Annotated in this window: 13 protein-coding genes; 8 read left to right on the top strand and 5 right to left on the bottom strand. The window is 37.0% G+C overall.

Annotation, left to right across the window (positions count from 1 at the left end):
• The first annotated feature begins 12 nt into the window (after window positions 1–12).
• Window positions 13–165, top strand: a complete 153-nt coding sequence (locus tag G508_RS20230; RefSeq protein ID WP_169628030.1) for a hypothetical protein — start codon at window positions 13–15, stop codon at window positions 163–165.
• Here G508_RS20230 and G508_RS0111390 read toward each other — a convergent pair.
• The gene (locus G508_RS0111390; protein WP_026705438.1) at window positions 160–966 is read right to left on the bottom strand and encodes an ABC transporter substrate-binding protein; all 807 of its coding nucleotides are present in this window, start codon (window positions 964–966) and stop codon (window positions 160–162) included. The two genes, G508_RS20230 and G508_RS0111390, sit on opposite strands and share 6 nt — an antisense overlap.
• A gap of 112 nt (window positions 967–1,078) precedes the next feature.
• On the opposite strand from G508_RS0111390, the gene rlmH reads away from it, so the two are divergent.
• Window positions 1,079–1,552 carry a 23S rRNA (pseudouridine(1915)-N(3))-methyltransferase RlmH gene (gene rlmH / locus G508_RS0111385; protein WP_026705437.1) on the top strand — a complete coding sequence of 158 codons (474 nt, stop codon included), beginning with the start codon at window positions 1,079–1,081 and terminating at the stop codon, window positions 1,550–1,552.
• A 43-nt stretch (window positions 1,553–1,595) separates the two neighbouring features.
• Here rlmH and folP read toward each other — a convergent pair whose 3' ends face one another.
• Window positions 1,596–2,420: a dihydropteroate synthase gene (folP, locus tag G508_RS0111380; protein ID WP_026705436.1), complete on the bottom strand. Its 825-nt coding sequence runs from the start codon at window positions 2,418–2,420 to the stop codon at window positions 1,596–1,598.
• Window positions 2,421–2,517: 97 nt separating this feature from the next.
• On the opposite strand from folP, the gene G508_RS0111375 reads away from it, so the two are divergent.
• From G508_RS0111375 to G508_RS0111350, 6 genes are all read left to right on the top strand, one after another.
• Window positions 2,518–3,063 (top strand): DUF1599 domain-containing protein, encoded by a 546-nt coding sequence (locus G508_RS0111375; protein ID WP_026705435.1) that lies wholly within the window; start codon window positions 2,518–2,520, stop codon window positions 3,061–3,063.
• 86 nt (window positions 3,064–3,149) lie between these two features.
• Window positions 3,150–3,500, top strand: a complete 351-nt coding sequence (locus G508_RS0111370) for a four helix bundle protein (protein WP_026705434.1) — start codon at window positions 3,150–3,152, stop codon at window positions 3,498–3,500.
• A 101-nt stretch (window positions 3,501–3,601) separates the two neighbouring features.
• A complete protein-coding gene (locus tag G508_RS0111365; protein ID WP_026705433.1) occupies window positions 3,602–4,702 on the top strand; it encodes a BT_3928 family protein in 1,101 nt (366 codons plus the stop codon).
• 368 nt (window positions 4,703–5,070) lie between these two features.
• On the top strand, window positions 5,071–5,586 hold the full coding sequence (locus G508_RS0111360; protein ID WP_026705432.1) for a thioredoxin-like domain-containing protein: 516 nt from the start codon (window positions 5,071–5,073) through the stop codon (window positions 5,584–5,586).
• Window positions 5,586–6,341 (top strand): triose-phosphate isomerase, encoded by a 756-nt coding sequence (gene tpiA / locus G508_RS0111355; RefSeq protein WP_026705431.1) that lies wholly within the window; start codon window positions 5,586–5,588, stop codon window positions 6,339–6,341. Before G508_RS0111360 ends, tpiA begins: the two co-directional genes overlap by 1 nt.
• A gap of 139 nt (window positions 6,342–6,480) precedes the next feature.
• Window positions 6,481–6,726: a hypothetical protein gene (locus tag G508_RS0111350; protein ID WP_026705430.1), complete on the top strand. Its 246-nt coding sequence runs from the start codon at window positions 6,481–6,483 to the stop codon at window positions 6,724–6,726.
• Window positions 6,727–6,774: 48 nt separating this feature from the next.
• On the opposite strand, the gene G508_RS0111345 is transcribed toward G508_RS0111350, so the two are convergent.
• From G508_RS0111345 to G508_RS19580, 3 genes are all read right to left on the bottom strand, one after another.
• Window positions 6,775–7,773, bottom strand: coding sequence for a sugar phosphate isomerase/epimerase family protein (locus G508_RS0111345; protein ID WP_026705429.1), 999 nt, complete (start codon window positions 7,771–7,773; stop codon window positions 6,775–6,777).
• A 76-nt stretch (window positions 7,774–7,849) separates the two neighbouring features.
• Window positions 7,850–8,845 (bottom strand): PorP/SprF family type IX secretion system membrane protein, encoded by a 996-nt coding sequence (locus tag G508_RS0111340; protein WP_026705428.1) that lies wholly within the window; start codon window positions 8,843–8,845, stop codon window positions 7,850–7,852.
• Window positions 8,846–8,854: 9 nt separating this feature from the next.
• Window positions 8,855–14,866, bottom strand: coding sequence for a PKD domain-containing protein (locus G508_RS19580; protein WP_084625967.1), 6,012 nt, complete (start codon window positions 14,864–14,866; stop codon window positions 8,855–8,857).
• Window positions 14,867–15,129 lie beyond the last annotated feature (263 nt).

The raw sequence follows: 15,129 nt of genomic DNA, 5'->3' as shown, positions 1-15,129 counted from the left end.
AAATTTACCCCTATGAGCGGATTATTGATAGAGAAGAATGAAATTGAAAAAATTCAGAAAGAATTTAAAATTTTAGCACAAAAAACTGCACCGGAAATTACTTCAACTCAAAAAAAGAATACAGTAGAAAAAGAAGAATTGGTTTTAGAAGAGTGTGAACTATAATCGTTCCTGTATTTTTTTGAAATACTCAAAAGCCTTCGTTAAACGACTTCCATACCACGAAAACATCTCGCCATCTACAAATACCGTTTTGGCATGATGTGTGAAACGACCTATTTCGAAAGCATCTTCCTCTTTGAAAGGATAAGGTTCTGAAGATAAAAATACTATTTCTGGGTCGCCTTGTATTTTCATTTTCTGAATAATAATTTCTGGATAACGTCCTGGGAATTTTTCGGGATTGTCATAGATATTGATGAAGTTGTTGAGTTTCAACATTTCATTGATAAAATTATCTGAACCTGCCACCATGTGAGGGTTTTTCCAAATGAAATAAGCCACTTTTTGTGTAGGCTTGTCTTTGATGAAATTCATAAAATCTTGATAGCCGAACTGGATCTTGTCGTTCCATTTTTGTGCCTCGGTTCTTTTATTGAAGAGTTGCCCGAAATCAGTAATCATTTGGAAAACATCTTCAATTGTTATGATATTTGTTACCCAAACTGGACAAATCTTTCTCAACTCCTCCACTATTTCCAACGTATTTTCCTCCTTATTGGCAATGATAATATCGGGCTGAACCAATCTTATTTTTTCAAAATGCACTTTCTTGGTTCCGCCCACAATTTTCTTGGTGGACTTCAAATGATAGGGATGTACACAAAATTTTGTAATGCCTATAATTTGTTCTTCCAAACCTAAATCATATAATAATTCGGTTTGTGATGGAACGAGGGAAATTATTCTTTTTGGAGCTTCCGTAAATTCGAAAGTGGTTCCTATTTGATCTTTTAAGATGGGCATTGTTGCTATTTTTGAAATGCAAAATTAAGTATTTAAAATAGTTGAACAGCTTGAAATATTATTTTATAAGTTTAAAAATCTTTGCACCTTTGCAGTTCAATTTTTGTTTAAAATGAACATCAAGCTCATCGCCATTGGCAAAACCGACAATAAAGCCCTTCAAACTTTGATAGACGACTATCAAAAACGTTTATCGTTTTACATCAAATTTGATTTGGAAATTATTCCTGACATTAAAAATGTAAAGAATTTATCCGAAAGTCAACAAAAGGAAAAAGAAGGGGAATTGATTTTGTCGAAACTCACACCAACTGATCAACTGATTTTGTTGGACGAAAACGGTAAAAACTTTTCGAGTGTAGGTTTTTCAGAAGAATTGCAGAAAAAAATGAATTCTGGCATCAAGACCTTGGTTTTCGTGATTGGAGGTCCTTATGGCTTTTCTGAAACGGTTTACAATAAAGCTCAAGGCAAGATTTCGCTTTCGCTGATGACATTCTCACATCAAATGGTTCGCTTGTTTTTTATCGAGCAATTGTATCGCGGATTTACGATTTTAAGGAACGAGCCTTATCATCATCAGTAGGATTTTAGATTTTAAATTTCTTCTGAATATAAAAGATTGACAACTAACCATTCATCTTTTCTAACAACTTTAAACATTCAACCGCTTCTTTAACATCATGAACCCTTAAAATTTTAGCACCTTTCATCAACGAAATCGTGTTTAAAACAGTGGTTCCGTTCAAAGATTCTTGTGGAGTATTTCCCAGCGTTTTATAAATCATTGATTTTCTGGAAATACCTGAAAGTAAAGGCAAATTCAGTATTTGAAACAATTCTAGTTTATTCATTACTTCAAAATTATGCTCCAATGTTTTGGCAAAGCCAAATCCTGGATCGATAATCAAATCTGATATTCCTAAACTTCTAGCCTTATTTACTTTTTCAGAGAAATAAAACAACATTTCTTTGATAATATCTTGATAATCTGTCTGTGATTGCATCGTTTTTGGCGTTCCCCTCATGTGCATCATAATGTAAGGAACTTTTAAATCGGCAACGGTTTGCATCATATTTTCATCTAGTTCTCCTGCCGAAATATCGTTCATTATTGCAGCTCCAGCTTCAATAGTTGCTTTGGCAATTTGACTTCGGAACGTATCAATCGAAATGATAATTTCTGGAAAAACCTTTACCAATAAATTCACAATTGGGAGTATTCTATCAAGTTCTTCTTCCTCTGAAACAAATTCAGCATTTGGTTTTGAAGAATAAGCTCCAATGTCTATAAAAGTCGCTCCATCGGCAAGCATCTTCTGCACTTTATCAATGATAAGCTGTTCACTATTGTTTTTTCCACCATCATAAAAAGAATCGGGTGTGACATTCAAGATTCCCATTACTTTGGGAGATGCTAAATCGATAAGTTGGCCTTTGCAGTTTATTGTCATTTTTGAATGCTATTTTTTGACTTTTGCCTTTTGACTCTTGGCTTTCTACTATTAAATTCCTTATTTTTGGAGAAATTTCCACAAATATAAACCAATAATGAGCAATACTTCTCAAGAATATGATACAATTGTTGGCATCTGCCGAACACTTTTTATCAACAAAATGACAGATTACGGCAGTGCTTGGCGTATTTTGAGACTACCATCACTAACGGATCAAATCTTCATAAAAGCACAAAGAATCAGAAGCTTACAAGAAAACGAAGTGCGAAAAGTAAACGAAGATGAAACCGGAGAATTCATCGGAATCATCAATTATTCGATCATGGCCTTGATTCAATTGGAGCTTGGAGTTGTCGATCAACCCGATTTAAATGTTGAAAAAGCAACAGCATTATACGATGAAAAAATAAAACTTACCAAAGATTTGATGGAAGCCAAAAACCATGATTATGGTGAAGCTTGGCGTGAAATGCGAGTGAGTTCTTTGACCGATTTGATTCTGCAAAAATTGCTTCGCGTAAAGCAAATTGAAGACAACAAAGGCAAAACTTTAGTATCCGAAGGAATTGATGCCAATTATCAGGATATGATTAATTATGCTGTATTTGCTTTGATTTTAATGAACTACCATAAAAAGTAAATTCCAAAATACAATATCTAAAATCCAAACAAATTCCAATACTCAAATTTCAAATTTGGTTTGAGAATATATAAAGTTTAAAAAATATGAGCCAAAAAGTATATGATTTAGAACAACGAACATTTAAATTTGCTAAAGAAACTAGATTATTATTAAAAAGAATGCCAAAAACAATTATCAATTTTGAAGATGGCAAACAAGTAATTAGATCATCTGGTTCTGTTGGAGCAAATTACATTGAAGCAAATGAAGCTTTAAGTAAAAAGGACTTCTGCTTCAGAATAAAAATTTCAAGGAAAGAAGCCAAAGAAAGTAAATATTGGTTTTCCTTATTAAAAGTTACAAATCCAGAATTCGAGAATGAGCTCGAAAAGTTAATCAATGAAGCTGATGAACTAAAAAAAATATTTTCTGCAATTCTAGAAAAATCATCCTAAGCAATTTGCAAAGGTTTGAAATTTCAAAAATTGAGTTTTGGAATTTATTTGTTATTTAGAATTTGCTTTTTAGAATTTATACATTTACAAACAACATTATTATGAAAAACATACTCACCCAATTTTCAAGAATCTTCGTCGGATTATTATTTATTATATCTGGATTAATCAAACTAAATGACCCTGTTGGTTTCTCTTTTAAATTGGAAGAGTATTTCAGTGAAGGTGTTTTAAACCTACCCTTTTTGATTCCTTATGCTTTAGCAATCGCTGTATTTATTGTGATTTTTGAAGCGGTTTTAGGCGTGATGCTTCTAGTTGGATTCAAGACTAGATTCACAGTTTGGAGTTTGCTTTTGATGATTGTATTCTTTACGTTTCTAACTTTTTATTCGGCTTATTTCAATAAAGTTACCGATTGTGGATGCTTTGGAGATGCCTTGAAATTAACTCCTTGGGAATCGTTCACTAAAGATGTCGTTTTATTGTTTTTTATTCTGATTCTATTCCTAAATCAAGTCTTAATCCGACCACTGTTTTCGAAAAAAATTACTAATGTAATCGTAGTTTCAAGTATCGGGCTATGTGCTTTCATGGGATATTGGGTACTAAATCATTTACCGCTGAAAGATTTTAGAGCTTATGCAGTAGGAACCAATATTCAAAAAGGAATGGAAATTCCCGAAGGTGCCGAACCAGCTGTTGTAGAAATGATTTTTATTTATAAAGTCAATGGTGTTGACCAAGAATTCAAAGCTGATGATTTAGGAAAACTTCCAGAAGGAGCTGTTTTTGTGGATAGAATTGACAAAGTTATTTCTAAAGGTTATGAACCGCCTATTCATGATTTTTCAATGGAATTGGATGGATCTGACTATAAAGATGAATTGCTTGCTGAACCAAAACTATTGATGTTTGTAGCTTATGATTTGGGAAGTTCAGAAAAAGAAGGAATGCAACAACTTGAAAAATTACATCAGGAAGCTGTTGCAAAAGGTTACAAAGTGATTGGAATGACAGCATCTGATCAAAACCTAATTGCAAAAGCAAAAAAAGAGAACAATCTCACTTTTGACTTCTATTTCTGTGATGGAACAACGCTAAAAACGATTGAAAGAGCCAATCCTAGTATCGTGGTTTTGAACAACGGAACAATTGTGCAGAAGTTACATTATAAAGACAGTGATGATTTGAAACTTTAAAAAGTGTTCAGTGTTCGGTATTCAGTTATCAGTAATTAGGATAACTGGATCCTAAAATCAGATTGGAATAGATTTTAATTGAAATTTTCAGTTTGTTTTTTAGACCCGAATTGCACTAATTTCCTCAAATTGGTTTATTTTATTCCATTCTGATTCATGGATTAAAAGAAGCCTTAGGATTTTAAATTAGCCCCGATTGAAGTGGAAATCCTTTTTGTTCTGGGGTTCAGAACAAAAAGATTGTAGCGGAAAGCGGGAACATGAATAAAAAAATGCCAAAAGTTTTGCTCCTGAAGCTTCTGATTAAATTTTAAGAAGTTATTATAAAAACTAAATGTTATATTTGTTGAATACTTAATTTTAAAACAATGAGAAAAATATTTTTATCGCTATTGGTTGTCTTTTCAACCCTTTCGTGCATGCAGGCTCAAAAAACGAGTTTTGACAAAGAGGCTTTAGATGATGTCATGTTGACCACTATAAACGAAGACATTACATTTGAGAAAATTTTAGAGAAATATAAAGGGCAGACTGTTGTAATCGATGTTTGGGCTTCATGGTGTTCAGATTGTATCAAGGGAATGCCAAAGGTAAAAGCCTTGCAAAAAGACAATCCTGATGTGGTTTTCTTGTTTATCTCGATGGACAAAACGTTTGAAAACTGGATTGTTGGTATTGAAAAACACGAAGTTTCTGGTCAGCATTTTATGGCAAAAGATGGCATGAAAGGTGTTTTTGGAAAATCAATCGATCTGGACTGGATCCCGAGGTATATGGTTGTGGATCCAAAAGGAAAAATTGCATTGTATAAAGCAATTGAGGCTGATGACGCCAAGCTAGTTGAAGTTTTGAAAAAATTAAAAAAACAAAATAACAAAAGATAATGAGACAAAAGATTGTTGCAGGAAACTGGAAAATGCACAAAAATGCTGAAGAAACGGAAGATTTATTGAACGATTTGATTGATAAATTGCCTTCGGATGCTGAAGTTCACGTGATCGTGGCGCCAACATTTGTAAATTTGGCTTCGGCTGTTGAGCATTTGGAATTCACGAATATCAATGTTGCTGCACAAAACATGCATCAGGCCGAAGGTGGTGCTTTTACAGGAGAAATTTCGGCAGATATGTTGAAAAGTGTTGGTGTAAATACCGTTATCCTTGGACATTCTGAGCGTCGTGCCTATTTTCATGAAAACAATTCCTTGCTAAAATCTAAAGTAGATACCGCTTTGAAACATGAGTTGATCGTGATTTTTTGTTTTGGAGAAGAGTTAAAAGACAGGCAAACCGGAAATCATTTTAATGTGGTAGAAAACCAATTGAGTGACAGCCTTTTTCATTTGCAAGAAAAAGATTGGTCGAATATTATCTTGGCTTATGAGCCAGTTTGGGCAATTGGAACAGGCGAAACCGCAAGTCCAGAACAAGCTCAGGAAATGCATGAATTTATCAGGAATACGATTGATTCTAAATTTGGAAGAAATGTATCTGAAAATGTCGCTATTCTTTATGGCGGAAGTGTGAAACCAGACAATGCAAGAGAGATTTTCTCAAAGCCTGATGTTGATGGTGGTTTGATTGGTGGTGCAGCTTTGAAAGCAGAAGATTTTGCCGCAATTGTAGCTGCTGCAGTTTAAAAATCAGCAAGAAAATATACTTTTAAAATCCCTTTTTGCGAAGGGATTTTTTTATGTTTAAATGCTAATGTTTCCCTAAAAAGGTTTTATACGGAATACGGTTTTTGTAATTTTAAGTAATAACACAAAATTAAATACTATGAGCACAAACGAAAAAAGACCAGATGGACGGGATGTTCAGGCTGATGGGAAAGAGAAAGAAGTTATTACCCGAGAGGATTTGACAGGAATCAACAACACTTCTACAGGCGAAGATCGAACCGAGGAAAACAGAAGTGAAAGGCGTTTTCAAGAAGAACATGGAAACCGAAAGTACAAGATGCACAAGAATGAACCAGCATCTAAAAACATACCTAGAACCCAAACGGGTCCGGGAACGGTTTAATCATTTTTATTATGATAAAAAAAGAGTAATTGTTGAGTTGCTCTTTTTTTATTTTCCTAATTGAAGGGTAGCAGCGACTTTTAGCAATAATTGTTTTGTGGCAAGAATTCCTTCGATTTCGCTCAACCTATTTCCTTCGTATTCTACTCCAATAAATCCGTTGAAATTCGCTTTCTTGACAATTTTCAACATCTTATAATAGTCAATCGTCGTTTCGTTTCCATTCGAATCAAAATCATAAGATTTCGCACTCACTCCTCTTGCGTAAGGCATCATTTCGGAAATGCCTAAGTATTTGTCATATTCTTCGAAGCATGGTGAACCCCATCGTTCTCCGCTTTCTCTTTTAATGCAAAAATTTCCAAAATCGGGCAAGACACCACAATACGGATGATTGACAGCTGCAATAACTTCCATCAATTTTCCAGCATGAGAAGATAAACCGCCATGATTTTCAACTGCTACATGGATCTTGCTTTTTGCAGCATATTCGCTAAGCTTGGAAAGGGCATCAATAGAAGTTTCCTTCCAAATAGCAAAATCTTTTTCTGATTCTGTTCCAAATAAATTCACGCGAATTGTTGGACAATTCAACTCTACTGCGGCATCAATCCATTTATAATGATTTTGAACCGCTTCATCACGTTCCTTTTGACCAATGGAAGCCAAATCACCTTCATTATCTACCATGATAATCACATTCTCCATTCCGTTGTCATTGCTTCTCAACTTGAGTTCTTTGATCAAGTTTTTGATACTGGCCAATTGATTTTTTCTATCAATATCGTAGAGTTGGGCAACATATTCAAGCCCTTGAAAGCCCAGTTCTTTTGCTTTTTGTGCAAAATCTAAAGGTGAAAGTGTTTTGCTTTCGCTTATGGCGCGATGCAATGACCACTGTGCAAGTGATAACTTAAAGAACGGCTGGAAATCATCTGAAGGATTTTGCATGGAATTATTTTGAATAAGATAGTCGGTGATTGGATCTAGCATTGATAGTGCTAAACCAAACCTACCAGTATTTTGAATAAAATTTCGTCTGTTCATGGAAATAGATTGAATAGTGAACTCTCCTAAAAATAGTAATTTTTATTTTAGTTACTGTATTTCTTACATCTAACTATCAATAATACAAGGGACAACTCGTACAATCTGGCTCCAAATCGAATTGGTAAAGGATTGAAATTTCATATACACCACCGGTTCTTCCGATAGAAGAGGTATTGAAATCATAGGAATAACCAAACTTGAAATGATCCCAATATAAACCTCCATAAACGTTGACTGACGAAACCATATGACTGTCTGGCGTATTTTTTTTAGGATGAGTAGCAGCTGTAACACCAAAAAAGAGTCGTTCAAATACTAACCCACCTCCAATATCAAGTCGATTGTATTCGCCTTGCGTCATATAATTTGCCGTAAGCAAGACTTTTGTTTCATAGGGAAAAATCAAGACGTCCAGATAATCCGCCAGTTTGAATTCATATCCTGCATTCGCCGAAAAAAACATATCGAGTGGTTGATTTCCATTTTCTGTAAATGAAATATTTGGTCGGTTCAGGTGCTTTAAAGAAGCTCCAAACCAACTGTTTTCGTTATTGACCAACATTCCTGCCGAAATATCGAAAAAGTTGACTTTGCTATTCAAACGCATCGGATCGATACTTATCGGATTGATGGTTCCTGCCCCAATATTGATCTGGTCTTCGAGAATGATATTTTGAAATCCAAAGCTTTTATTTCCGAAACCCACTTCTATTGCAGGACGAAAATACCAGCTATCGGAAATCTGAACACGGTAGGCATATTTCAAATTGGCTTGCGTAAAATTATAGCTTGTGTTTTTTTCGCGATGACTAAGGACACTCACTCCTATGCCACTGTTCATTTCTTCTCGCCACGTACTTACAAAACCATAATCCGAATCGACTCTGAAATTAAGATCAGGCCATTGTGTCCTGTGTAAAACTCCCGCTGTTGTGGTTTCTAAGAAACCTGTGAATCCCGGATTTAAAGTTTCGGGAACCATGAAATATTGTGTGAAAATTGGGTCTTGTGCTTGTACTTTTACAGTAAAACCTACAAGTAATAGTATTGAAAAAAGTTTAAATTTCATCTGTAAAGCTTATTTTATTAACGTAAAAGGTCCCTCCTGTTTTACTTCGCCTCCATAAAAAGGTGTCGCAATAACTTTGAAAAAATAGTTGCCATTTTCGGCTTCTCTACCTTTTATTTGTCCGTCCCATCCTCTAATACTTTCTCCTTCCTCATGGTAAATCATTTCGCCCCAAGTATCATACACACTCATTTCAACAGCGGTCATTCCCAAGAAAACGGGACTAAAAGTATCGTTAATCGTATCGTCATTTGGAGTAAAACCTGTTGGCATCACTAACCTATACCCCTTATCTACTAAAAGTGTGATCGTATGGACATAGCTACATCCAAAAGGATATACTACCGTCAACGTGACCACATAGCTTCCTTCTCCTGTATACGTATGAACTGGATTTTCTTCGGATGAAAGGATTCCATCGCCAAAATTCCATACCAGTGATTCATAATCTCCTGTTGATGTATTCGTAAACTGAATAGGATCGTTGATGGAATACGTTCCGAAAGCAGTAAAGGCAAATGAAGTCTGGGTAAAAGAAGTTGTTCCAATATTGGGTGCCACAACGTTAAAACTGTAAACAGAAGTACATCCCAAACTATCGGTTACATCCAGGATTACTGTACCACTTTGATCAGTTTCCATGAATTCATTATTTGTTCCACTTACAGTTCCGCTTGACCAAGTGAGTTGATAAGGCGGAACACCTCCCGTTACCTGAGCTTCAAATATTTGCCTGATATCTAGTGCTTCACAATCGGCTATGGTTTGAGTATCCACTGTAATTACCAATGGTGGTTGACGGTTTATGCTATATGAAGCTGTTTGAACACAACCTCTTGCATCGGTTACCGTTACTTGATAGTTTCCAGATGAAAGATTGGTTTGATCTTCTGTCGCAACTCCATTCGACCAAGAATAGACAAATGGTGCAGTTCCTCCAGAAACCAATAAATCAATAGCTCCGCTATTTGCATTATCACAATCAAATGCATTGGTAATAGTAGCCGAAAGCACTAATGGCTGAGGCTCTATGATTATAAAAGTTTCGGTAATGACACATGGTTTACTGTCAGTTATCGTTACCGTATAAGTGCCTGGTCCAAGATTATTTCGGGTGGTTCCTGAAGTTGATCCATCACTCCACACCAAATTAATTGGAGCAATTCCTCCAACGAAATTCAGGTTGATACTACCATCATTTTCTCCAAAACAAGAAATCTGATTTACAATTGGATCAATGTCAAACAGAGGAGCTTCGGGGATATTGACCGTTAATGACTCAATACATCCTGTAGCATCAGTGATCGTGATGGTATAATCGCCAGCCGAAAGATTGTCCTGAAAAAATCCTGTAGCAAGATTACTCCAAGCGATTTGATAAGGAGCATTTCCACCTGATACGGTAACGGTTATTGAAGCATCATTTCCTCCAAAACATTCAATTGCTGTTGTAGTAGCGGTAATCAGTATTTGAGTCGGTTGTGTCAATGTAACGCTAAGTGTTTGGACACATCCCAAACTATCTGTTACCTGCAAAGTATAAGCCCCAGCTAAAATATTGGAAAGATTTTGATTAGATGATGTGAAGCCATTTGGACCTGTCCATGCAAAAGTATAATTTGGTGTTCCTCCTCCAACATTTACCTGAATCGCTCCTGTTGCAGCTCCAAAACAAAGTACGTCAACTTGATTGTCAAGCGAAAGTGTTAGAACTGGTGGTTCGGTTATAGTGAAAGTTGTTGTTATTGGTCCACAATTATTGGCATCCGAAACGCTTACAACATAGGTTCCTGGTTCCAAATTAGTCAAATCTTCGGTTGTAGCAAAAGGTGCGGTATCTTTTGTCCAAGTATAAGTGTAAGATCCAACACCTCCTGTAACGGTGATTGCTATCGCACCATTATTATTGCCAAAACAGTCTATATCGGTTTCATTATCAACGCTAATAAGGATTTCAGCGGGTTCTGTGATGGTATAGCTTTCTGAAAAAGGACAACCACCTTGATCCACGATAGACAAATCATAAACACCAGGTTCAAGATTGGTTATGGTCGTTGCCGATGAAGTAAAACCGCCTGGCCCTGTCCATGAAATCAAGTAAGGTGCCCCTGAAGGAAAAGGAATTCCTCCTGTAATGTTTGTTGAAATCGAAGCATCATCGGCACCAAAACAACTCACATTGTTTACTACAACATTGGCATTTACAGATGGATTGACCGTGACGGTAACTGTAAAATCTGTTCCCAAACAGGTTCCTGAGATTGGCGTAACCGTATAAGTCACCGTCGAAGGATTGTTGGTTGTATTGATCAGTGTTTGGCTGATGTTGGTTTGAGGAGTTGATTCGGCAGAAGCTCCTGTAATGGTTCCTGCTGGATTTATTGTGGGTGCTGACCATGTATAAGTTGTACCAACGGGAACAACATCTCCATTGGTTTCATCTGGAACAATTGTAAACGTATTTCCACTACAAATCACGGCTGTACTGTTGCTTATTTCTGGATTCTGGTTGATGGTTACGGTTGCAATATCCGAAGTTACATCGGTACAACCACCTGTTGGAAACGTTAGTACTACAAAATAATAAAGAGTTCCAACGGATGATGAGGGTGGTGAAAAGGTAGCATTAGTTGCTCCAGTAATCAAGGTTGCTCCAGCAGTATCATTCACAGTATTTGAAAACCATTGAAAAGTTGGCGTTCCTACACCATTGGCATACAAAACCGATAAAACGGTAGGTATTTGTCCTAAACAGATGTCGCTTGAAACGGGTTGTGTAGTGATCGAAGGTGAAGGATTCACAATTACTTCGGCTGTAGCAGAAATAACTTCGCAACCATTTCCTGTCTGAGAAATTTCAACATAATAATAAAGCGTTCCTGCTGTTGCTGTTGAAGGTGTGTAGATTGGATTGGTAGCACCTGAGATTGCAACACCTGAAGTAGTATTGTTTACAGCATTGCTAAACCATTGGTAGGAATAAATTCCCGAACCACCCGTTACTACTACTTCCAAATCTGCAGGGACAATCCCTTCACATAAGGTTTGAGACAACAGAGGTTGTGTTGTAATGATAGGATCATCTACTACAACAATTGTTGCTACATCGCTAGTTGCTGGTCCACAACCGCTACCCGAAAGGGTGATCACGACATAATAGTAAAATGTTCCAGCTGTTGTAAAAACAGGTGGTGTATAAGTAGCATTGTTAGCACCTGCAATTAACGTTCCGCCTGAATTTGTATTGGTTATATTAGAATACCACTGATAGGATGGTGTTCCAGCCCCTCCGACATACGCTACAGATAAAGGATTTTCTATACTTACACCCACACACAAATCCTGAGTAGAAAGGGGTTGTGTGGTGATCGTTGTGCCTTGTGAAATCTCGATTGCTGCAATATCAGACGTAATGCTTGAACATCCACCACCCGAAGAGAAAGTGATGATTACGAAATAATAATTCAACCCTACCGTTGCAGATGGTGGTGTGAAAGTAGCATTTGTTTCTCCTGGAATTGATGTCGCTCCTGTTGTGGAGTTAACGGTATTCGAATACCATTGATAAGAAGGAACTCCTCCTCCATTGATATGGTTTACAAACAAATCAGCAATTGTACCGCCTTGGCAAATGGAATTCGAAAGTGGCTGTGCCGTAATTTGGGGTGCTGGATTTACCGTGATTACATATTGTACAGGAATTCCAACACATCCGTTCAATGATGGTGTTATGGTATAAGTAACAGTTCCTGAAGCCGCATTGGTTGTCACAATTGTTTGAGAAGGAATATTTGCAGTTGTTCCCGAAGCTATAAAACCTGAAATACCTGTTGTTGCAACCGCAGTCCAGGAAAAGGTTGTTCCTACTTCTGAAGCAGTAAGATTCACAGGGGTTGTTGCAACTCCAGAACAAATAGTTTCATCCAGATTGGTATTCGTTACTACTGGAATTGGATGTATGGTAAAAGCTTCTGTTGCTGTAACCGATGTGCCACATTCATTTGTTACGGTTAATGTAATCGTATAATCTCCAGGTGTTGCATAATTAATAGTTCCTGGTACAGCCGTGTTAGCCGTTGCTGGCGAACCTCCTGCAAAAGTCCATGCATAGGACAACACTTCTGAAGCTGGTGCACAACTGTTGATAACTGCTGTTGGATTTATAGTTGATGGACCACAAACATCTGCAATAGGATTTATTGTTGCTGTTGGTGGTTGCTTTACATTTATGATTTGCGAAGTACTAAAACTACCACAGGAGTTTGTTGCAGTTAAGGTTAATGTATAAATACCTGCACTTGTAAAACTAAAGGATGGATTTGCCGAAGTCGCATTTGTTCCGTTTGTGAAAGTGTATGTTGAGGCTGTTCCGCAATTTCCATTGGCATACGTGACCGTCCATAAGTAAGTTGGTGCTTGGCAGGACTCGCTTGTATCAGTAGTATTTGTTGTTGTGACAGCCAGAGGAGCACAACCTGCATTGGTATTGGTTGCAAATACAGGCGTTAGTGGTGGCTCAATACAAATTGGGTTTGTATAAGTATCTGTTCCGCATGGATTTGTAACCGACAAGGTAACGATATAATTTCCCGGACCAGAAAAAATATGACAGGCACTTTGAGGTTGGGCTGAATTGGTGACCAAAATATTATTCGGACTTGTTGGATCACCAAAATCCCATGTATAAATTGCCGTAGAAGCACAATTCGCTCCAGTCGAACCAACAGTTGTTGTATTGGTAAAGCAAACATTGTCGGTTTCACAGGCCACTGGCGGATTAGTGAATGATGGAGTTGGCATAACCCTAACTTGTATATTACCAGCGGTAAAAGGGGTGCTTTCGCAAGCATTTGTAACGGTCAAGGTTGCCGTAAAACTTTGATTAGGACAAGAAGATGTCATGTAGGTATGGTCGATCACATTCGTTGTCAATGGATGATCCAAAGTAATGGACTCTCCGTCGCCAAAGTCAAGCACATAAGTAGTTCCTGGAGAGTTGAGTTCCCAATTAGAAATCGTGAAAGGAACTACTGCTGGAGCACACAAGCCCGTTGTAGATCCTAATGTTCCCAAACTTCCTGCAGGATTGGTTTGGTTGGCAACAACATACGTAACCTCAGCCACACATCCGTTGGTTCCATTGGCTGAAAAGACCAAAATAAACGAACCCAGTTCGGTATAAGTATGCGTGAGCGGAAAACTAGATGCAGTAAAATTGTTTTGTACCGTTCCATCTCCCCAATCTATCGAATAATCAGTAAGGCAAGCTGTTCCTGTCGAAGCATTGTTGAGTGTCAGGATATAATCAGGATTAGAAGGTGTTGGATTATTACCGCAATTGCTAAAAGGTGAAAACAAATTCGTGTCCTCAAGGGCAATGGCTGGTTCTTGTTTTACAGTGATACTATGCATCATGGTATCCGAACAATTGTTGGCATCTGTTACTGTAAGTGTGACATTAAATGTTCCTGTGCCACATCCTGTAGAAGTCAATTCGGCGATTGGATTTGCTTCGGTGGAAGTGGTTCCGTTACCAAAATTCCAAAGATAGGTATAGGGTGCCAACCCATTCGAAACTTGTGAAGTAAACAAAATACCTTCACTCGAACAAGTATTGGCGTCAGCATCACTTGTAAAATCAACATTGTAATTATTGGTAATACTTACTGTCACCGAACCCGTTTGCAACTCTGTTTCTGTACTGTCTGACACACTCACTAACTGATAGATGAAATCCCCTACAACAGTTGTGGGTACATCTACCGTGACACTGTTTCCATCAGTAGTAGTAATAGTTTGTGGAGCACCTCCATTTATCGTATACACAAAAGTGTAGGGAGCTACTCCAGTAAATCCAACAAAGGTAATGATAGGACTTTCGCCTCCTACACAACTGAAGGTTTTGTTTGCACTAATTGTCGCTGTTGGAGGAGCAATGTCAAAACAAATAGTATTGGCATGAAGGCTACTGCCAAATTGTAGCATCGTTAAAAAGAGAAATGCTTTACAAAAGAGTCTCATAAGATTGGGGGTTAACTTATAAAAATTGACTAATTACCTTTTAGAAAAGGAAGAAACAACACTGCTCCATCTTCTTAAAGAAAACTTAAATACGAAAAAATGCATAAGTAGGGTGCGACAAATTTATCATAATTAAATCTTAAAACCACATACTATCTGTTATTTATTTAACATTTAATCGACTCTGCAATACTAATCCTATAAAATACAAGCGACAATACCTATTTAAGGGGATTTTTAGTGCATAAAAAAAACACACATGA

This window comes from Flavobacterium soli DSM 19725 (assembly GCF_000422705.1).
Lineage (GTDB): Bacteria > Bacteroidota > Bacteroidia > Flavobacteriales > Flavobacteriaceae > Flavobacterium > Flavobacterium soli.
Note: the sequence above shows the minus strand (reverse complement) of the source record. Positions and strands in the feature narration are given on the sequence as shown.

Coding starts and splice junctions, on each gene's coding strand:
- G508_RS0111365 (WP_026705433.1), top strand. CDS start 3,602: ATGAAAAACATACTCACCCAATTTTCAAGAATCTTCGTCGGATTATTA.
- G508_RS20230 (WP_169628030.1), top strand. CDS start 13: ATGAGCGGATTATTGATAGAGAAGAATGAAATTGAAAAAATTCAGAAA.
- folP (WP_026705436.1), bottom strand. CDS start 2,420: ATGACAATAAACTGCAAAGGCCAACTTATCGATTTAGCATCTCCCAAA.
- rlmH (WP_026705437.1), top strand. CDS start 1,079: ATGAACATCAAGCTCATCGCCATTGGCAAAACCGACAATAAAGCCCTT.
- tpiA (WP_026705431.1), top strand. CDS start 5,586: ATGAGACAAAAGATTGTTGCAGGAAACTGGAAAATGCACAAAAATGCT.
- G508_RS0111390 (WP_026705438.1), bottom strand. CDS start 966: ATGCCCATCTTAAAAGATCAAATAGGAACCACTTTCGAATTTACGGAA.
- G508_RS0111360 (WP_026705432.1), top strand. CDS start 5,071: ATGAGAAAAATATTTTTATCGCTATTGGTTGTCTTTTCAACCCTTTCG.
- G508_RS0111375 (WP_026705435.1), top strand. CDS start 2,518: ATGAGCAATACTTCTCAAGAATATGATACAATTGTTGGCATCTGCCGA.
- G508_RS0111350 (WP_026705430.1), top strand. CDS start 6,481: ATGAGCACAAACGAAAAAAGACCAGATGGACGGGATGTTCAGGCTGAT.
- G508_RS0111370 (WP_026705434.1), top strand. CDS start 3,150: ATGAGCCAAAAAGTATATGATTTAGAACAACGAACATTTAAATTTGCT.
- G508_RS0111345 (WP_026705429.1), bottom strand. CDS start 7,773: ATGAACAGACGAAATTTTATTCAAAATACTGGTAGGTTTGGTTTAGCA.
- G508_RS0111340 (WP_026705428.1), bottom strand. CDS start 8,845: ATGAAATTTAAACTTTTTTCAATACTATTACTTGTAGGTTTTACTGTA.
- G508_RS19580 (WP_084625967.1), bottom strand. CDS start 14,866: ATGAGACTCTTTTGTAAAGCATTTCTCTTTTTAACGATGCTACAATTT.